Genomic DNA, 18,846 nt, shown 5'->3' with positions numbered 1-18,846 from the left:
AGCTTTTTATCAATATATATTTGTAGTTTACCAAAATGAGGCTATTTCGTCAATTGGCTTTCAATGTTTTACACGTTTGTTCAAAAGCTTCAAGCGTCTTATCGATTTCCTTTTCTGTATGAGCTGTAGAAATGAAAATGCCTTCAAATTGAGATGGTGGCAAGAAAATGCCTTGATTTAACATTTCGCGATAATAAGCATTAAAGAAATTCAAATCGCTCGTCTTAGCTTCTTCAAAATTCGTCACTTTTTTGTCTGTGAAGAAAAAGCCAAACATGGAACCCGCCTTATTGATAGATAGCGGCACTTCATATTTTGCTGAAATACTTGTGAGGCCTTCTTCCATGCGTTTAATTAAGCTGCGAAACTGGTCATAGTGATGTGGCGTTAGTTGAGAAATCGTTTCATAGCCAGCGGTCATAGCCAATGGGTTACCCGACAATGTACCAGCCTGATAAATAGGCCCAGCTGGAGCAATTTGTTCCATAATTTCTCGTTTTCCGCCATAAGCGCCGACGGGCATTCCCCCGCCAATCACTTTCCCAAGGCACGTTAAGTCTGGCGTCACAACGTAGTAGCCTTGAGCAGAATAATAATCGACGCGGAAACCTGTCATTACTTCATCGAAAATAAGCAGACTACCATATTCAGTAGTGAGCTTGCGAAGTCCTTCTAAAAAGCCGGCAATTGGTGGAACCACACCCATATTCCCAGCAACGGGTTCAACGATGACGCATGCAATTTGCTCGCCGTAATGACTGAAAGCTAGACGCGCACTCTCTAAATCGTTATAAGGGACGGTAATAGTATCTTGTGCAAGTCCGCTCGTGACACCGGGAGAGTCAGGTAAACCAAGCGTTGCGACACCAGACCCTGCTTTAATTAAAAGAGAGTCACCATGACCGTGATAGCTGCCCTCAAATTTTAAAATCTTGTCGCGTTTTGTGTAGCCTCTTGCTAGGCGAATGGCGCTCATCGTTGCTTCCGTACCTGAAGAAACCATACGCACAATATCAATTGATGGCACACGGTCAATGACCAGTTTAGCTAATTCATTTTCAATTTCTGTGGGCGTCCCGAAACTTGTGCCCTTTTGGATAGTTTTTGTCAGGGCCTCCACCACATTTGGATTTGCATGGCCTAAAATGAGTGGCCCCCAAGATAAAACATAATCAATATAGTTGTTGCCATCGATGTCAGTTAAATAGGCACCAGTTCCGTGGTCCATAAAGACGGGTGCTGCGTCGACCGATTTAAATGCCCGAACAGGGCTGTTGACCCCACCAGGCATGAGCTTTATTGCTTCAGAAAAAGCTTTTTTTGAGTTTGAAAAATCCAATGTTATCCCTCCTGCTTGTTTAGATAAGTCGCAACATCTTTCGCAAAGTAAGTGATGATTAAGTCAGCCCCTGCGCGCTTCATGCTGAGGAGCATTTCCATCACGATTTTTTCTTCATCAATCCAACCGTTTTGGCTAGCGGCTTTAACCATTGCGTATTCGCCGCTTACGTTATAGGCGACAACGGGTAGATGTGTTTCGTTTCGGACATCGCGGACAATGTCTAAATACGCTAAAGCGGGTTTGACGATAATAAAGTCTGCTCCTTCTTTTTCGTCGCTTTTAGCTTCTAAAAAGGCTTCATGGCGATTGGCTGGATCCATCTGATACGTCTTCCGGTCGCCAAATTGCGGCGCGCCATCTGCGGCATCACGAAACGGGCCATAGAAAGCTGAGGCATATTTCACGGCATATGACATGATGGGGATATTTTCAAAACCTGCTTCGTCAAGGCCACGGCGGATAGCTTGGACAAAGCCGTCCATCATGTTGGACGGCGCAATAATATCAGCTCCGGCACTCGCTTGGCTGACAGCGGTTTGAACGAGAATGTCAAGCGATTCATCATTTAAAATGCGTTCACCTTGAACAAGCCCGCAATGCCCGTGGTCAGTAAATTCGCATAGGCACGTATCAGCGACTACAAGAAGATTGGGATATGTTTCTTTAATTAGTTTCGTCGCTCTTTGAATGATACCGTGCGAATGAAAGGCACCTGTTCCGATTGCATCTTTTTCAGAAGGAATTCCGAACAAAATGACTGCTTGGATACCGCACGCAACAACGCTTTCTATCTCTTGCTTTAATGCAGATAGAGGATATTGGTACACGCCGGGCATAGAAGCAACTTCTGTCACCTCATCGCCTTCTTCTTTAATAAAAAGTGGGTATATGAAGTCGTTCATTGTTAAGGTATTTTCACGAACTAAGTCACGCATTGCGCCAGATGACCTTAGTCGGCGATGTCTATCAAAATTCATCATTTTCTATCTCCTTTAGTAAATTATCCATCGTAAATATTGTCGGCTGAACATCGACTTTAAAGCCATCTCGCTCGATTGCTTCACTTGTAACAGAGCCAATCGAAGCAATTTTAACTGATTTACAAACAGCCTTTTTTTTAATAATTTTCTTAAAATTCCCCCATGCAGAAGGGCTCGCAAAAGCGATGTAAAAGTTGTCTTCTGCTTCCATGAAAGCGCGCAACTGACTAGGTGCAACTTCCGGCATAAACGTGTCATATAAAAACACTCGGTTCACCAAAATCCCTTTTTCTTCTAGTAAAGTTGGGATAACGCTTCGCCCCTTCAAGCTTTGCGGAAAAAGGACCGCCGGATTTCCACTTATAAATTGCAACCACTCAAAAACAAAAGCCTCCGTTTCGAATTCGCTCGGAATAAAATCAGCATGCAAATTATATTTTTTTAAGGCATCTGCTGTTTTTGAACCAATGACAGCTATTTTGAGTGTAGGTGGACATTTTTTGAAACGCTTGAAAAAATAGTGCACAGCATTTTGGCTTGTAAAAAAAAGCCAGTCATACGTATCAAGAATTATTTCTTGTTCTAACGGGAGTGGGCGTGTTTCAATTAGTGGTATCGAAATAGCGCGAATAGCCTTTTTTTCTAGATTTCGAATGGCCTCGTGATTTTTCGCTACTTCACGCGTTAAAACGACCGTCTTCATAGCGAACGAAGCGCGTCAATTAGTTCTTTTGCGCCCTGCTTTAAAAGGATATTGGCCGCTTCAATGCCAATTGTTTCTGGGGTGTCGCCACTTGTTTGCACGTCTAAGCGTGTCATGCCATCAACGCTTCCAACGAATCCAGTGAAGACAAGTCCGCCGTCAGCTTCTTTTTGGGCAAAACCAGCAATTGGGATTTCACAGCCGCCGTTTAGCGTTTTTAAAAAGGCGCGTTCAGCACGTACACAAAAAGCCGTTTCCGTATCATGGATTTCGCTAAGCATCGCGAGTACTTCTGCGTCATCATTTCGGCATTCAATTGCGAGGGCACCTTGTCCGACTGCCGGTAAGCAAGTTGTGGCATCGAGGGTTTGCCGTCTTAACGTTTCATCAGAGAGCCAGCCCATACGCGATAAACCAGCTTCTGCCAGAAGGATAGCATCGAAATCTTCCGCATACAATTTTTTTAAGCGCGTATCGATGTTGCCACGAATTGACTTGATTTTAAAATCTGCGCGATAGCGTTTTAACATCGAAGCACGACGTAAACTACTCGTTCCAATGACAGCGCCTTGCGGAAGCTCATCCAAGTTGGTTTTTTCTGCAAAAACAACGCAATCATAAGGAGATTCTCTTTTTGGGATAGCGCCAATTGTTAAACCTTCTTGCAGTTCGGAAGGCACGTCTTTCATACTATGAACAGCGAAATCAATTTTTTTATCAACTAAAGCCTGCTCAACTTCTGAAACGAAAAGTCCTTTTCCACCAACTTTACTTAACGTGACGTCTAAGATTCGGTCGCCTTTTGTCACGATTTCATGAATTTTAAACGTAACATCTGGAAATTTTGCTTGCAATGCGCTGATGACATGCCCCGTCTGCGTTAAAGCTAGTTTGCTCTTTCTTGAGCCAACAATTATTTCACGTTTCATAGGTTTTCCTCATTTCTTTAGCGTTCTGCGAAGATTCGGCTACCTGCAGTCCAAAAATTTCTTTAAATAATTGGATTTTCATTTCAGAATCGGCGTCAATGGACATTTCCTTGATTTCTGAAACCGGATTTTTTAAAAGTTGGTTAATAATGCTCTTCATATGTTTGCCAATCAGCACATACTCACGCTCCGTCAAGCCCGGCAGCTTGTTCTCGAGACTTTTCATCGTTTCAGATTGAATGCATAGCGCCTTTTCTCTAAGTTCACGAATTAAAGGAACAACACCTAACTGCTTCTCCCATTCAAAAAAGGCAGCAGTTTCGGCTTCAATTTCAAATTCTAAGGCCTTGACGATTTGTTTGCGTTCTTCCGTATTTGCCGAAATAATACCGTCCAGATCATCTAAATCATATAAGAATACATTGGCTAATTGTGCGCATGCAGGTTCGACATTACGTGGCAGAGCAATATCGATAATGAGCAGTGGCTTTGACCGTTTTAAAACGACATTTTTTGCCATGCTTTCCGTAATAACGAATTCATTTGCCCCAGTTGAAACGATAATGATGTCCGCTTGTTCCATTTCCACTTGTAATTTTTGCATCGGTGAAAACGACGCATGAAAATGACGTGCGAGCTCAAAACCAGTCTGCTCGGTTCGGTTCATAATTGTAACGTTTTGCACACCGCTGCCAGTTAAATTTTTTAATGCGAGTTCGCTCATTTTGCCAGCGCCAAGTAATAAGACGGATTGCTTATCTAAGTTTGTATGAATTGATTTTGCGACTTCAACGGCTGCGTAGCTCACTGAAACCGCATTTTCATTTATGCGTGTATCATGGTGTGTCTTTTTTGCAAATCGAATCGCTTCAGGAAAAAGCTGGTTTAATAGCGTTCCGGTTGTTCCAACTGATTGCGCCAATTGGAAAGCTTGTTTGACTTGACCTAAAATTTGCGTTTCCCCCAAAACGAGTGAATCCAGCCCGGCAGCAACTTCAAAGAGATGCTTAACGGCCTGTTTTTCCTCGTAAAAAAAGAGGTAATTCGCGAGTGTATCCATATCTTCTTGAAACCATTCTGCAAGAAAGCGTTTCATATAATAACGCGCTGTGTGAAGCTGATCCACAACAGCGAAAATTTCGGTTCGATTGCATGTTGAAATAATCACATTTTCAAGGATGCTTTTTTCCTTGTTTAATGTGCTCAGTGCCAGTTCTGCTGCTGATGTTTGGAAGACGAGCTTCTCCCTAATCTCGATGGGTGCCGTTTTATGGTTAAGCCCGACAGACAATATGTACATCTAAAAGTCCCCCTACAATTGAGATAATTTTATTTTAGCATTTTACTAGGTCGAAGTTCAATTAGCTAGTTTGTAAAAATTATAATCTGCCACAAAAAAATGAGCTTGAATGGTCGTCATTCAGCTCATCTTTTGTTCAATGAATTCCCATGCCTCTTCTTTCCCCATACCTGTTTCCGAAGAGAACATGACGAAATTATCATCTTTATCAAAATCGAGTGTTTCGCGTACGATTTTAGCATGTTTCTGCCATTTACTACGCGGGATTTTATCTGCCTTTGTCGCAATAATAATGACAGGAATTTGATAGTATTTAAGAAATTCGTACATCATTACATCATCATTTGTTGGTTTGTGTCTTAAATCAACAATTTGAATGACTGCCCGCAATTGTTCGCGTGAAGTAATATACGTTTCAATCATTTCGCCCCACTTTTCACGCTCACGCTTAGAAACTTTAGCAAAACCGTAGCCTGGAACATCGACAAAATAAAATTTTTCTTCTATTTTATAAAAATTAAGTGTCTGCGTTTTGCCAGGTTTTTGTGAGATTCGCGCCATGCTTTTTCTGCGAATCATTTTATTGATAAATGAAGATTTCCCAACGTTAGAGCGTCCTGCTAGCGCAAATTCAGGCAAAGAGTCTGCCGGATATTGCTCTTGCCAAACCGCACTAATGACAAGTTCTACATGATTTACATCCATAATTTAAGCCCTCGCTTTTCTAATCTCGTTCTAGTATAACGGAAAAACGCTTTTCTCACAACAACTATTGCAAGAAAAGCGCATTTGCTTAATATTTATTCACTTCTTGAAGCACTTTTTGGATAAAGTCTTCTAGTTTTATTGTTTCGGAGTCTTTTGAACCGTACTTACGGACATTTACTTCGCCGCTTTCTGCTTCCTGATCCCCAAGAACGAGTGCGTAAGGGATTTTTTGAGTTTGCGCTTCGCGGATTTTATACCCGAGTTTCTCATTGCGGTCATCAATTTCTACACGTAGACCAGCGCGTTGCAATTTGTCTTGCACATCTTTTGCATAGGCTAAATGTGCATCTGCATTAACTGGGATAATTTCCATTTGCACGGGCGCAAGCCAAGTTGGGAAAGCCCCTTTATACTCTTCAATTAGGTAGGCAACAAAACGTTCCATCGTCGAAACTACACCGCGGTGAATCACGACTGGGCGATGTTTTTCCCCGTCTTCCCCGATATAAGTTAAATCAAAGCGTTCAGGGAGCAAGAAGTCCAGTTGTACTGTCGAAAGTGTTTCTTCCTTGCCAATCGCAGTTTTAACTTGCACGTCGAGTTTCGGTCCGTAGAAAGCAGCTTCACCTTCTGCTTCGAAATAATCCATGCCCATTTCGTCCATCGCTTCTTTTAACATAGTTTGCGCTTTTTCCCACATCGCATCATCATCAAAGTATTTTTCAGTGTTTTCAGGATCGCGGTAGCTTAGACGGAAATTAAAGTCGTTGATATTGAAGTCTTTATACACTTCTAAAATAAGTTCCAACACGCGTTTAAACTCATCTTTAATTTGGTCAGGACGAACGAAAACGTGTGCGTCGTTTAAAGTCATGCCTCGAACACGTTGTAAGCCAGAAAGTGCGCCACTCATTTCGTAGCGGTGCATAAGACCAAGTTCCGCGATACGAATTGGTAATTCTCGGTAACTATGAATGTCATTTTTATAAATCATCATGTGGTGCGGGCAGTTCATTGGGCGAAGAACTAGCTCTTCATTATCCATTTTCATAGTTGGGAACATATCTTCATGATAGTGATCCCAGTGACCACTTGTTTTATACAACTCAACATTCGCCATTACTGGAGTGTAGACGTGATTATAACCTAAACGTTCTTCTTTATCTACAATGTAACGCTCAATCACGCGGCGAATTGTTGCGCCTTTCGGTAACCATAGTGGCAACCCTTGACCAACTTCAGCTGAGTTTGCAAATAAATCGAGCTCTTTTCCAAGTTTACGATGGTCACGTTCACGAGCTTCTTCTTGCATTTTTAAAAAGTTCGCCAAGTCTTTCTTATCGAAAAAGGCAGTTCCGTAAATCCGTTGAAGCATTTTATTATTGCTGTCACCACGCCAATATGCCCCAGCAACACTCAACAATTTGAAAATTTGGATTTTGCCTGTAGATGGCACGTGAATTCCGCGGCATAAGTCGAAAAACTCGCCTTGCGTATAAATTGTGACGTTCTCATCTTCAGGAATGGCATCAATTAATTCAATTTTATAAGGATCATTGATAGCCTTAAACCGTTTAATTGCTTCGTCACGAGAAACCACTTCGCGAGAAATAGGTAAGTTTTCGCGCACAATACTTTGCATTTCTTTTTCAATCGCAGCAAATGATTCTTCACTAATCACGCTGTCTGTATCAATGTCATAGTAAAATCCTGTGTCAATCGCTGGTCCAACGCCAAATTTAGCATCTGGATATAATCGTTTTACCGCTTGAGCTAAAAGGTGAGCGGAGCTGTGACGTAAAATGCCAAGCGCATCCGCGTGGTCAGGAGTCACAATTTCAATTGCCCCGTCTTCTTCAATTGGTGTCACTAAGTCAACCAATGTGCCATTTATTTTTCCTGCTAATGCTTTCTTTTTAAGACTTGGGCTGATTGATTCTGCGATGTCTGCAGTTGAAACGCCCTTATCAAATTCTTTTACTGCGCCATCTGGGAATGAAATTTTCATGTGATCTACTCCTTTATTTAGATTACAACTAATGAATAAAGAACAACAAAAAAACTCGCCCCTCTAAACAAGGGACGAGTTTGTATACTCGTGGTTCCACCCAAGATTTGGAATAAGACGAGCTTACTCCCTCTTGTCGCCGTTAACGTGAGCGAATCGTCTATCTTTACTAGCTAAGCGTTCCAGATAGAAGTTCAAAGGTGGTCCAACTTAATTTACTGTTAGGAGGTTCTCAGCTACCCCTCCATCTCTGAAACATGCCATTAAGCGGTTGTCCTTATCATTACTTGTGATTTATTAGTACTCATTATACGCATAAAGAAATTTTTTTGCAAGCTTTTCTTTAAAAATTTTAATTTCGGCGATTGGTGCCGTTCAATTCGATTTCTTTGGCTAAAAAGCGAATGCGCTCCATGATGCGTCGTGCTTTTAGCTGCTCTTCCATCCCGTTTTGTGAAAAAGTAAGGTGGTTTTCGAGTTGTGCCATGTTGTAGTTCGATGAGAAAAATGTTGGCAGTTGCTCTTGCATGCGGAATTGTAAAATCGCGCCGAGCACTTCATCGCGCGTCCAAGCTGTCATCGCTTCTGCCCCAATATCATCGAGCATAAGGACTTCTGTTTCTTTGGCAAACTGGATTTTTTCGCCTACGGTATTATCGGAAATCGATTGCTTAATTTCACGCATGAACTCAGGTAAATAAACAAGCGTTGTCGAAACGCCGCGTAGCGCGAGTTCTCTTGCAATGGCTCCTAGCAAATAGGACTTTCCTGTACCAAAACTACCATGGATATATAAGCCTTTTACCATGCCAGCATCAGCTTCATATTCTTTCAAAAAATTAAAAGCTTCCACGAGCGCATATTGCCGCGCATCCTCATCTGTGTAAAATTGGTCGAGCGAGGCTTCGACAACTTGTTTCGGCATATAAAGCGAGCGAATCCGTCTTTCTACAGCACGGCGCTTGTCTTGTTCGATTTTTTCTGGTGTTGGATAGTATGTCACCGTCATAAATTCACCGTTTAAAACAAGTTTTGGCGCGTATCCAGGCATAAGCGTTTCTTTCTTTTCTTTAAAATTTCGGTCTTGCGTCATAAATTCATAAAGGTTAGAAATATTTTGATTGATCATTTGTTCGGAAATATCCGTCTTGTTTTCCGCCAAAAATGCGCGAATAGGTTCATACGACAGGACTTGTTCTTTCACTTGTTGGTATTCCTTTTCAAAGTCCCGTCCTTCAAATAACTGGCCTAGCGTACGTTCGATTTTATCCACTTGTTTCACCTACCTTTTCAATTGTTCTTTTATTTTTTGAACTTGCTCTTCAAGTGCTGTTTTCTCTTTATCCGAGAGCTTACTGTCTGCTGGTTTGGTTTCTTCTTTATCGAACCAATCTGGCAGCACTTCTTTTCTTTTATTTTGGGAAAAATGACGATTTCGTTTTGTGTTATTTTCCGGTTCTTCCTTCAAACGTTTATATTTCTCATGTTCAGAAAGCGCCAGCTCCATTGCTTCCTTTGCCGTCTTCACATTTTTACGCTTCCAATGAGCCGCAATCGTCATCATGTAGTTCTTCGAAAGCTTGCGGTCAAGCCGTAAAAGGACGTATTCAATGAGCACATTCATGACGGGTTCTGGTAAATTTTGTTGTGTCATCACGTCCTCGACAACGCGTAAATCCGTTTCAGCAGGCGTTGCTCCGTCCGCAATATCGACTAAAAGTTGGAACGGGGTCACACGTTCAAGGTAGAGTTGTAACGCTGTTTCGTCATTCATTTCGAGCGGAGGTGCTGCGTCTACATTTTCCTGCTTCGTCTGCAAAGTCGGCAGAGCGCGGTGCTCAATTTGATAGCTGTCCCGAATGATTTTCCGCAAAAGTTCGCAATTGATGGAGCCGTCTGTATTTAATGCGCGATATAAAAAGCTCGTCATTTCCTTTTCAGCGGTGCCGTAAATGCTATTCATATTTAAAATCGTCTGCTCCACTTCTTTTGTGATGGCAGAACGGCGAATTAAATTCGGCGACAAAATTTGGTAGAACGTCTTGAAATCAAAATTTTTCGCGTCCAGTTCAATTTCTTTCGGCCGATTTTTAGCAAACAACTCTTCGTTTTCCACTTCTGGACTCGCCACTTCATTCAAGCGAAACGCTTCAAACACGTCTTGGAAGGCACGCGTCACTTCTTGAAAATCGGACTCATGAAAGGCATCATCAGCAAAAAATTGACGTAGCCGGTTGTACTGGCGCGCCCCGATTTTACTATACAAATAAATATTTAATAAACCATCGTTGAAGAATTGCGCAGGACTTAGCGGTGGCAAGACTTCATACACATAACGACGGTCTTCATTTTCTGTCTGCACGTAGGTTTTTAGGAGTCCCAAACCTTCAAGTTTTATGCGCGCATCAAAAAAATCCTTTAAGCTTAAAGAAAGCATATTTAGAAGTTGTGTATGCGCGTGTTCTTTGCTCCACAAGCGATTCTCCTCGACTTCAGCAAGAAGCGTCTGATAAATAGCAAGACAATTCGCGCCCATGAGCGGCTGATAAAGCATTGTCGCCACTTTTTGATCGAAATGTGTGATGACGCCGTTCATTTTGACACGATAAGCATCGACGGGTCTAAGTTCCATCCAGAATTCACTCAACTGCTATCATCCTTTTTTATTTTTATCCATAAGTTCTTTTAATTCATCTACAAACACATTAATATCTTTAAACTGACGATATACCGAAGCAAAGCGCACATAGGCAACTTCATCAAGCTTCGCAAGTTTATTCATCACTTTTTCGCCGATGAGGTCAGAAGGAACTTCGCTATCTCCGATATTTCGAAGTTCGCGCTCAATTTCCGTTACAATTTCTTCTAGTTGTTCCATGCTAACAGGACGCTTTTCACAAGCGCGAATTAGACCACGGCGCACTTTCTCACGAGCAAATTCCTCGCGTGCCCCGTCTTTCTTTACGACAACAAGCGGACTTTCTTCCACTTTTTCAAAGGTTGTAAAACGAAAACCGCATTTCTCACATTCACGTCTTCTACGAATGGAGTTTCCATCATCAGCTGGTCTTGAATCCACAACACGTGTACCATTATATTTGCACGTAGGACATTTCATTCATTCGTTCAACTCCTAAGACTCATTTCTTTTTTATTCATTATACCATGACTTTAGTCGCTGTAAAAACTCATCCACTTGTTTTCTTGTTGTAGCAAGCGAATCATCATTATCAATGACGATATCTGCATAAAGTCGTTTTTCGGCGATGGGCATTTGACTTTCTATTCTAAGCCGCGCTTCTTTTTCAGTTAAATGATTGCGTTTCTTGAGCCGCGCTAACTGCGTTTCTTCGCTCGTTGCCACGACAAGCGTAATATCGACTAAATCTGTCAATTTACTTTCAAACAAGAGCGGAATATCAAACACAACCCACTTTTCCCCTTTAGAAAAAAGGATTCGTCGTTTAGCGAGCATATCGGCACGTACAAGTGGATGGACAATTTGATTCAGCAATTCTCGTTTCGCCGCGTCTTCAAAAATGATTTCGCCAAGTTTGGCGCGATTAAGCGTCCCATCTGCTTGTAAAATATCCGTCCCAAAAGCCTCAGCAATTTGCTTGAGCCCAGTTGTACCCGGCATGACGACTTCGCGCGCTGAAATATCCGCATCAACCACTGGAACACCAGCATCTTGCAGCATTTTGCTAACCGTCGATTTTCCCGTTGCAATGCTTCCCGTAAGTCCGATTGTCATTCCCATCATTTCCACCTACTTTTGGCATTTTGGACAAAAATGCGTCCCGCGTCCATTTAATTTTATTTTTTCAATTTCCGTCCCGCAAATCGGGCAAGGCTCGCCGCTTTGACCATACACAAACAGTTTTTCCTGATAACGACCGAGTTTTCCTTCTGAATTCACATAGGTGCGAATCGTGGAGCCGCCCAGTTCAACAGCCTCTGCCATAATCGTTTTTGTCGCCTCATAAATGCGCGTAATTTCAGTATTTGTCAAGGAATTCGCCGGCCGAGTTGGCATCACTTTCGCCATAAAACAAATTTCGTCCGCGTAAATATTTCCAACCCCTGCAACTAACTTTTGGTCTAAAAGCACAGTTTTAATCGCACGTGTTGTTTTCTTTAAGCCAGCCGCAAATGGCGCTTTCAAAAACTGCGCATCAAGCGGTTCAGGACCCAATTTTTGAATGGAACGCGTTTTTGCTTCACCAAATTTTTCAATCAGTTCAAGCGTGCCAAATTTACGAACATCTAAAAAGCGCAATTCCGTTTGATCAGTAAAATGGAAAATAACATGCGTATGCTTCGAAACTTCATCGGTTTCGTGATGCAATCGAAATTTCCCTTCCATGCGTAAATGTGCCAAGATGGAACAATTCGTTAAATCAAAAATGAGAAATTTGCCACGGCGTCTGACCGCTTCGAATTTTTCTCCCACAAGCAAATGAACGAATTCATCCGCTTCAGGCTGTACAATCATTTTCGTTACATTTACCGTCACTTGGTCGATTTTTTTCGAGATAATAAGGTCTGAAAGTGTACTTCGAACGTTTTCAACTTCTGGTAATTCTGGCATAATAGCTCCTTACTTCGCGTCATACCAAGTGTTTCCAAATGCCGTATCCACTTTTAGCGGAACGTTTAACAGAGCTGCATTTTCCATAACATCCGGAACGATTTTTTCTAAAATCTCAATTTCGTGTTCAGGAGCTTCAAAAATCAGTTCATCATGCACTTGAAGTAGTAAGCGCGCTTCTAATTTCTCTTTCTCTAAACGATCTTGCATCAAAATCATCGCTTTTTTAATAATATCAGCAGCACTACCTTGAATAGGCGTATTCATCGCCGTCCGTTCAGCAAAACTACGAACATTGAAGTTTCGACTCGTAATTTCAGGAATGTAGCGTCTGCGATGTAAAATCGTTTCCACGTATCCTTTTTCTTTTGCAAAACGTACGATAGAATGCATGTATTCTTGCACATCAGGATAGCTCGCAAAATAGCGGTCAATAAAATCCTTCGCTTCTTTTCGCGTAATCCCAAGATTTTGTGACAAACCATAATCGCTAATCCCGTAAACAATCCCAAAATTAACCGCCTTCGCTTGCCGACGCATGAGCGAATCCACTTCGCCCTCACTCACATGAAAAACGTCCATCGCCGTTTTCGTATGAATATCGTAGTCATGCTGGAAGGCATAAATTAAGTTCTCATCACCCGAAATATGTGCCAATACACGAAGTTCCACCTGCGAATAATCGGCCGAAAAAATCTTCCAACCCGCGACACTCGGCACAAACGCCTGTCGAATTTTCCGCCCTTCCTCCAGACGAATTGGGATATTTTGAAGATTCGGATCCACCGAGCTTAAACGACCCGTTTGAGCTAAAGTCTGATTGAAACGCGTGTGCACCTTTTGCGTTTCCTTGTCGATCACTTTTAGCAAGCCTTCAATATAAGTTGACTGAATTTTTCCAAGCTGGCGATACACTAAAATTTCATCGATAATCGCATGACTGCCAGATAAAGCTTCCAAAACATCAGCAGCGGTTGAATAACCCGTTTTAGTTTTCTTAATAACAGGCAAATTCAGCTTTTCAAATAAAACGACACCAAGTTGTTTCGGTGAATTAATATTAAATTCATAACCAGCGAGCGAATGAATCGATTTTTCAAGCGTCGCAATTCGTTCGGAAAGCTCCGCCTTCATTTCCAGCAATCGCTTCGAATCCACACGAACGCCCTGCATTTCCATGTCTGCCAAAACAATTGAAAGCGGCAGTTCTAGTTCAGTCATAAGCGCTAATTGTTCATTGTTTTCAAGTTCACGAATGAGCGGCTTTTCAAGCTCAAATGTAGCAACCGCCTTATAAGCTAAATGTTTTGCAACAATTTCTTCTTCCGGAATAGCGCGCTTAGCCCCTTTACCGTAAATCGCCTCGTCCGTTTGCACATTATCATAATCATGGCGCACCACAACGCTCGCAAAATCATCAATGTTGTCTGACGGATTAAGCAAATACGAAGCAAGCATAATATCGAAAGTCAGCCCTTCCGAGAGAATTCCAAGACGACTCGCCGCCACCTTTGTTTTTTTCGCGTCGTACACAATCTTTTGACTTTTTTCTGAGGAAAGCCAGTTTTTAAACGCTTCACTCGCTTGAGCAGTCTTTTCATTAAAGAAAAATGTCCCTTTTGACGAATGAACGGCAAAACCAACAAAACCAGCCGTATGATAATTTTCATTTTCTAATTCAATGTAAAGGGCCGTCTTATCCGCATAATGCGCGCTCGTAAACGCAGTTATCGTTTCAAATTCAATTTCAGCAAGCGGCTGTTTCTCGGTTGCTTCATCATCAAAATTTTTCAAAATGGATTTAAAATCCATCTCCTTTAAAAATGGAACTACTTTGTCCGCCTGGAATCCAGCGTATTTCGTATCAGCAAGCGACGTTTCAATCGGCGAATCCGTATTAATTGTCGCCAGTTCCTTACTTAAAATCGCCATCTCTTTATTGTCTAGCACTTTTTCTTTCAGCTTTTTGCCAGAAATTTCATCAGCACGCGCTAAAACGCCTTCGACCGTCCCACCAAATTCATGCAGCAATTTAAGCGCCGTTTTTTCCCCAACGCCCGGAATCCCTGGAATATTATCCGAAGAATCCCCCATTAAACCTTTCATGTCAATAATTTGCTCCGGTGTAAGACCATATTTTTCCTGCAAAGTCTCCGGCGTATTTTTTTCCATATCTGTAATGCCTTTTTTAGTAATATAAACCGTTACTTTTTCGCTTGCAAGCTGTGTTAAATCCCGGTCACCTGTAATGATAACCGTTTCCATATTTTCGCTTTCTGCTTTTTTTGCAAGCGTGCCAATAATATCATCGGCTTCATAATCTTTTAGCTCATAACGTGGAATATCATAAGCATCTAAAAGCTCACGAATAAACGGAAATTGTTCCGAAAGTTCACTTGGCGTTTTTTGTCGTCCACCTTTATATTCTTTAAACGTTTTATGCCGAAAAGTTGTTTTTCCTGCATCAAAAGCAACTAACACATGGTCAGGCTTTTCATTATCGATGACATTGTTTAACATCATTGCAAAACCATACACCGCATTCGTATAAATTCCTTTGTCATTTGTTAATAATGGCAACGCATAAAATGCGCGATTTGCAATACTATTCCCGTCGATTAATACTAATTTACTCACAGGAAAACCTCCTTCTATTCAAGTTCTCACTTATGACCATTTTACCATATATATTGGCTAAAAGAAAAAGCTGGAGATCATCTCCAACTTTTCCGAACGTTTTTTTATCATTTCAAAAATACAGCCCAGTAAAAATGTACGTTTTTATAGATTTTTAATTAATTCATCCGCAAATTCCGAACATTTAACTTCGGTCGCGCCATCCATTAGACGAGCGAAATCGTATGTGACCGTTTTGCTAGCAATGGTTTTTTCCATGGAATCAGTAATTTTCTTAGCCGCTTCTCCCCAGCCAATATGCTCTAAAAGAAGTGTCCCTGAAAGAATAACAGAAGATGGATTTACTTTATCTAAACCAGCATATTTCGGTGCCGTCCCGTGTGTTGCTTCAAAGATGGCATGTCCTGTGTCGTAATTAATATTCGCACCAGGAGCAATTCCAATCCCACCAACTTGGGCAGCTAGCGCATCAGAAATGTAATCACCATTCAAGTTCATTGTCGCCACAACATCAAATTCAGCTGGACGCGTTAAAATTTGCTGCAAGAAAATATCCGCAATCGAATCTTTAATTAAAATTTTTCCTGCCTGAAGCGCTTCTTTTTGTTGTTTATCAGCTTCCGCCGCGCCGTGCTCTTCCTTGATGCGGTCGTATTGATTCCACGTAAACACTTGATCCTTAAACTCGCGTTCAGCAAGCTCATAACCCCAGTTTTTAAACGCCCCTTCGGTAAATTTCATAATGTTTCCTTTATGGACAAGTGTCACCGACTCGCGTTTTTCACTAATCGCATATTCAATAGCCGCACGAACAAGGCGCTCAGTCCCTTCTTTAGAAACTGGTTTAACGCCAATTCCAGACGTTTCAGGAAAACGAATTTTATCAACGCCAAATTCAGCTTTTAAGAATGAAATGAGTTTTTCAGCTTCTGCACTACCTTCTTTAAACTCAATGCCTGCATAAATGTCTTCCGTATTTTCTCGGAAAATGACCATATCAGTGTCCTCCGGTCGTTTAACAGGCGAAGGTACACCGTTAAAATAGCGAACTGGACGAAGGCAAACGTATAAGTCTAATTCTTGACGAAGTGCAACGTTTAACGAACGAATTCCGCCACCAATTGGTGTTGTAAGTGGGCCTTTAATCGCAATGAAGTATTCACGAATTGTGTCAAGCGTTTCTTGTGGCAGCCATTCGCCTGTTTGATCGAATGCTTTTTCACCAGCAAGCACTTCTTTCCATTCGATTTTACGAGTTCCTGCATAAGCTTCTTTGACAGCAGCATCGAGGACACGACGTGCAGCACGCCAAATATCTGGTCCAGTCCCGTCTCCTTCAATAAAAGGGATAATCGGTTCATTTGGTGTATTTAAAACGCCATTTTGTACAGTGATTTTTTCAGCCATTCCATTTTCCTCCTTAAACTCTCTTTTCAATTGGTTGATAAACGCGCGCTTCTGGCCCTACGTAAATCGCACGCGGGCGAATTAAGCGATTATCACGATATTGTTCAAAAATATGTGCCAGCCAGCCTGAAACTCGGCTTACTGAGAAGACAAGCGTAAATAAATCTGCATCAATTCCAAGCGCATGATAGACTGACGCCGAATAAAAGTCAACGTTTGGACGCAAATGCTTTAATTCCCAAACAGCTTCTTCTACCTGGCTAGACAGTTCAAACCATTTTTCCTCGTTTTTTTCTTTTGTAAGACGCTCAGACATTTCTTTTAAATGTTTCGCACGTGGGTCGCCGCCGCGGTAAACACGGTGCCCGAAGCCCATAATTTTTTGTTTTTGATCGATTTTATATTGAATATAGTCGCGCACATTACTAGAAGCACTATCAATTTCTACAAGCATATCAAAAACTCGTTCATTTGCTCCCCCGTGGAGAGGTCCTTTTAGAGCACCAATCGCTGCAGTAACCCCAGAGTAAACATCTGATAAGGTCGCGACGCAAACACGCGCTGTGAAAGTTGAAGCGTTAAATTCATGGTCAGCGTGTAGCACAAGCGCCTTATTCATCGCCTCAACAGATAGAGGATCAGCTTCTTCCCCTGTCATCATATACAGGAAATTAGCTGCAACACTGAGCCCAGGCTTTGGTGAAATTGGATCAAGTCCTCTACGAATGCGCGCAAAAGCAGCAACAATTGTCGGCATTTTCGCCTGTAAACGCAACCCTTTTTTATAAATGGACTCACCGTCATCAAGCTCCGATTCTGTATCAAACACACCCAGCATGGAAACCGTTGTCCGGAGCACACTCATCGGGTGTAATTTTTGATGATTTTGCATGCGTAAGCTCGTAATAATCGTGTCAGATATAGCCATATGCTCATTAATTTCATCTTTAAACTTAATCAACTCTTCCTTATTCGGAAGTCTAAGATGCCAGAGCAAGTAAACAACTTCCTCAAAGCTCACATTATTTTCGACTAAATCATCAATCGAGTAGCCCACATATTTTAATGTATCGTCTATAATCGAACTAATAGACGTTTCTGCTACGTAAACATTTTCTAATCCTTTTGAAACTGTCATAGAAATCCTCCTTCACGCTTCTTATTTTGTAAAGAAAGTAACCAGTTGCATGGCCATGTAGGCAATCCCTGCCGCAATAACAGGGCCAGCTGCAATGCCTCGAAATAACACAACAGCTAATATCGTCCCAAAAACGAGCGAAACCGTAATTTGCGGATCCGCAGCCATATAACTAACACCTTTTCTAGATAAAATGGATACTAAGATACCCGCCGATAAGCCAATCCAACCAGCTGGTGACTTAAACGATTCAATCAGGTCTTTAAAGCCAATTTGTCCTGTCGCAATCGGAATCAAGATGGCAATCGTAATAATGGTAACCCCCCAATTGATCCCTTTTGCTTGAACCACTTCCATAATCTTTGTATTTCCCGCAAAAAGTTTTAGTAAAATGACAACCGCCACGCCAATAATTAATGAGTTGTTTTTGGCGATAATCCCTAGTAATAAAAATAAGAGTAAAAATAGCATGCTTTCTGTAAACATTTTTGACACCCTTCTTGCTACCTTGAAAACACACAAGATAGAAAATATTATAGCACAAAATGAAGAAATAGTATAAAACAAACCTATCCTATTTTGAAAACAACATAAGAAAATACTATTAAAGTTTTTTCAAAAAGAAGCGAGCTTTTCACAGCCCGCACTTTTTACATATCAAAATAGTAGTCTGTTTTATGTTTTTTAGTCGTAAACCATTTCGCGAGCCTTGGTTTTATGAGGTTCCGTATAAAAGGAATGAAAAGAAGTAAACCAAGAATCGTTGTTAAAATACCCGGAATGGTCAATAATAGCGCAGAAATAAAGAAACAAATTGTATCTAGCAAATACGGCGCCACCGTTCGACCATCACGAATATTTCTAAAAATATTCCGCCCTACTTTTTTAAACATATAAACGCCAAGTGTCGTTGAAGCAATTTGAACAAAAACAAGCGGCCAAAAACCAATTGCCTTAAACAGCCACACATAAATAAGAAGTTCAACAAAGCCGTATAAAATCCAATATAAAAATACATTTTTCAAGCTATCAACTCCAATGATAATCATATTTTTATTATAACGCATTTTGCTTTGATAAAAAAACAAAAGGCTAAGACACTC

The 18,846-nt window shown here is 41.4% G+C and carries 17 protein-coding genes and 2 other annotated features (1 of these 19 cut by a window edge); all 17 genes read right to left on the bottom strand.

Annotated elements, in window-relative coordinates:
* Nucleotides 1-9, bottom strand: a binding site (T-box leader); it reaches 211 nt to the left of the window's first position.
* Nucleotides 10-49: 40 nt separating this feature from the next.
* The 17 genes from hemL to CFS60_RS01805 all read right to left on the bottom strand — a co-directional run bounded on the left by hemL (nt 50) and on the right by CFS60_RS01805 (nt 18,768).
* The gene (gene hemL, locus CFS60_RS01885; RefSeq protein WP_088808897.1) at nt 50-1,339 is read right to left on the bottom strand and encodes a glutamate-1-semialdehyde 2,1-aminomutase; all 1,290 of its coding nucleotides are present in this window, start codon (nt 1,337-1,339) and stop codon (nt 50-52) included.
* 2 nt (nt 1,340-1,341) lie between these two features.
* Entirely contained in the window at nt 1,342-2,319 is a 978-nt protein-coding gene (hemB, locus tag CFS60_RS01880) for a porphobilinogen synthase (RefSeq protein ID WP_369823174.1), read from the bottom strand.
* Nucleotides 2,309-3,025 carry a uroporphyrinogen-III synthase gene (locus CFS60_RS01875; RefSeq protein WP_088838755.1) on the bottom strand — a complete coding sequence of 239 codons (717 nt, stop codon included), beginning with the start codon at nt 3,023-3,025 and terminating at the stop codon, nt 2,309-2,311. Before CFS60_RS01875 ends, hemB begins: the two co-directional genes overlap by 11 nt.
* Nucleotides 3,022-3,954, bottom strand: coding sequence for a hydroxymethylbilane synthase (hemC, locus tag CFS60_RS01870; RefSeq protein WP_088838754.1), 933 nt, complete (start codon nt 3,952-3,954; stop codon nt 3,022-3,024). The genes CFS60_RS01875 and hemC overlap by 4 nt, the downstream gene beginning before the upstream one ends.
* Nucleotides 3,944-5,254 carry a glutamyl-tRNA reductase gene (hemA, locus tag CFS60_RS01865; RefSeq protein WP_088838753.1) on the bottom strand — a complete coding sequence of 437 codons (1,311 nt, stop codon included), beginning with the start codon at nt 5,252-5,254 and terminating at the stop codon, nt 3,944-3,946. Before hemA ends, hemC begins: the two co-directional genes overlap by 11 nt.
* Before the next feature lie 120 nt (nt 5,255-5,374).
* Nucleotides 5,375-5,959, bottom strand: a complete 585-nt coding sequence (gene yihA, locus CFS60_RS01860) for a ribosome biogenesis GTP-binding protein YihA/YsxC (protein WP_088808892.1) — start codon at nt 5,957-5,959, stop codon at nt 5,375-5,377.
* Between the two features lie 88 nt (nt 5,960-6,047).
* Nucleotides 6,048-7,970, bottom strand: a complete 1,923-nt coding sequence (thrS, locus tag CFS60_RS01855; RefSeq protein ID WP_088808891.1) for a threonine--tRNA ligase — start codon at nt 7,968-7,970, stop codon at nt 6,048-6,050.
* A 67-nt stretch (nt 7,971-8,037) separates the two neighbouring features.
* Nucleotides 8,038-8,263, bottom strand: a binding site (T-box leader).
* A 59-nt stretch (nt 8,264-8,322) separates the two neighbouring features.
* The gene (gene dnaI / locus CFS60_RS01850; protein ID WP_088808890.1) at nt 8,323-9,243 is read right to left on the bottom strand and encodes a primosomal protein DnaI; all 921 of its coding nucleotides are present in this window, start codon (nt 9,241-9,243) and stop codon (nt 8,323-8,325) included.
* Nucleotides 9,244-9,252: 9 nt separating this feature from the next.
* Nucleotides 9,253-10,617, bottom strand: a complete 1,365-nt coding sequence (locus tag CFS60_RS01845; RefSeq protein WP_088815247.1) for a replication initiation and membrane attachment family protein — start codon at nt 10,615-10,617, stop codon at nt 9,253-9,255.
* Nucleotides 10,618-10,623: 6 nt separating this feature from the next.
* Nucleotides 10,624-11,088 carry a transcriptional regulator NrdR gene (gene nrdR, locus CFS60_RS01840; RefSeq protein WP_088808888.1) on the bottom strand — a complete coding sequence of 155 codons (465 nt, stop codon included), beginning with the start codon at nt 11,086-11,088 and terminating at the stop codon, nt 10,624-10,626.
* 33 nt (nt 11,089-11,121) lie between these two features.
* Complete coding sequence (gene coaE, locus CFS60_RS01835) at nt 11,122-11,730, bottom strand: dephospho-CoA kinase (RefSeq protein ID WP_088808887.1); 609 nt, start codon at nt 11,728-11,730, stop codon at nt 11,122-11,124.
* Nucleotides 11,731-11,739: 9 nt separating this feature from the next.
* Nucleotides 11,740-12,561, bottom strand: coding sequence for a DNA-formamidopyrimidine glycosylase (mutM, locus tag CFS60_RS01830; RefSeq protein ID WP_088838752.1), 822 nt, complete (start codon nt 12,559-12,561; stop codon nt 11,740-11,742).
* 9 nt (nt 12,562-12,570) lie between these two features.
* A complete protein-coding gene (gene polA, locus CFS60_RS01825) occupies nt 12,571-15,198 on the bottom strand; it encodes a DNA polymerase I (RefSeq protein ID WP_088825205.1) in 2,628 nt (875 codons plus the stop codon).
* A 144-nt stretch (nt 15,199-15,342) separates the two neighbouring features.
* Nucleotides 15,343-16,605, bottom strand: coding sequence for an NADP-dependent isocitrate dehydrogenase (gene icd / locus CFS60_RS01820; RefSeq protein WP_088838751.1), 1,263 nt, complete (start codon nt 16,603-16,605; stop codon nt 15,343-15,345).
* Between the two features lie 13 nt (nt 16,606-16,618).
* Complete coding sequence (gene citZ / locus CFS60_RS01815) at nt 16,619-17,743, bottom strand: citrate synthase (protein WP_088808883.1); 1,125 nt, start codon at nt 17,741-17,743, stop codon at nt 16,619-16,621.
* 21 nt (nt 17,744-17,764) lie between these two features.
* Nucleotides 17,765-18,229 carry a DUF441 domain-containing protein gene (locus CFS60_RS01810; RefSeq protein WP_088808882.1) on the bottom strand — a complete coding sequence of 155 codons (465 nt, stop codon included), beginning with the start codon at nt 18,227-18,229 and terminating at the stop codon, nt 17,765-17,767.
* A 164-nt stretch (nt 18,230-18,393) separates the two neighbouring features.
* Entirely contained in the window at nt 18,394-18,768 is a 375-nt protein-coding gene (locus CFS60_RS01805; protein WP_088809076.1) for an FxsA family protein, read from the bottom strand.
* Nucleotides 18,769-18,846 lie beyond the last annotated feature (78 nt).

The sequence above is a fragment of the Listeria sp. ILCC792 genome (assembly GCF_900186135.1).
Lineage (GTDB): Bacteria > Bacillota > Bacilli > Lactobacillales > Listeriaceae > Listeria > Listeria goaensis.
The sequence above is the reverse complement of the archived record's forward strand: the minus strand, read 5'-3'. Positions and strand labels throughout refer to the sequence as shown.

What these genes read in the sequence shown, in the direction of transcription:
- hemB (WP_369823174.1), bottom strand. Translation starts at nt 2,319, where the DNA reads ATGAATTTTGATAGACATCGCCGACTAAGGTCATCTGGCGCAATGCGT.
- CFS60_RS01875 (WP_088838755.1), bottom strand. Translation starts at nt 3,025, where the DNA reads ATGAAGACGGTCGTTTTAACGCGTGAAGTAGCGAAAAATCACGAGGCC.
- hemC (WP_088838754.1), bottom strand. Translation starts at nt 3,954, where the DNA reads ATGAAACGTGAAATAATTGTTGGCTCAAGAAAGAGCAAACTAGCTTTA.
- hemA (WP_088838753.1), bottom strand. Translation starts at nt 5,254, where the DNA reads ATGTACATATTGTCTGTCGGGCTTAACCATAAAACGGCACCCATCGAG.
- yihA (WP_088808892.1), bottom strand. Translation starts at nt 5,959, where the DNA reads ATGGATGTAAATCATGTAGAACTTGTCATTAGTGCGGTTTGGCAAGAG.
- thrS (WP_088808891.1), bottom strand. Translation starts at nt 7,970, where the DNA reads ATGAAAATTTCATTCCCAGATGGCGCAGTAAAAGAATTTGATAAGGGC.
- nrdR (WP_088808888.1), bottom strand. Translation starts at nt 11,088, where the DNA reads ATGAAATGTCCTACGTGCAAATATAATGGTACACGTGTTGTGGATTCA.
- coaE (WP_088808887.1), bottom strand. Translation starts at nt 11,730, where the DNA reads ATGGGAATGACAATCGGACTTACGGGAAGCATTGCAACGGGAAAATCG.
- mutM (WP_088838752.1), bottom strand. Translation starts at nt 12,561, where the DNA reads ATGCCAGAATTACCAGAAGTTGAAAACGTTCGAAGTACACTTTCAGAC.
- icd (WP_088838751.1), bottom strand. Translation starts at nt 16,605, where the DNA reads ATGGCTGAAAAAATCACTGTACAAAATGGCGTTTTAAATACACCAAAT.
- citZ (WP_088808883.1), bottom strand. Translation starts at nt 17,743, where the DNA reads ATGACAGTTTCAAAAGGATTAGAAAATGTTTACGTAGCAGAAACGTCT.
- CFS60_RS01810 (WP_088808882.1), bottom strand. Translation starts at nt 18,229, where the DNA reads ATGTTTACAGAAAGCATGCTATTTTTACTCTTATTTTTATTACTAGGG.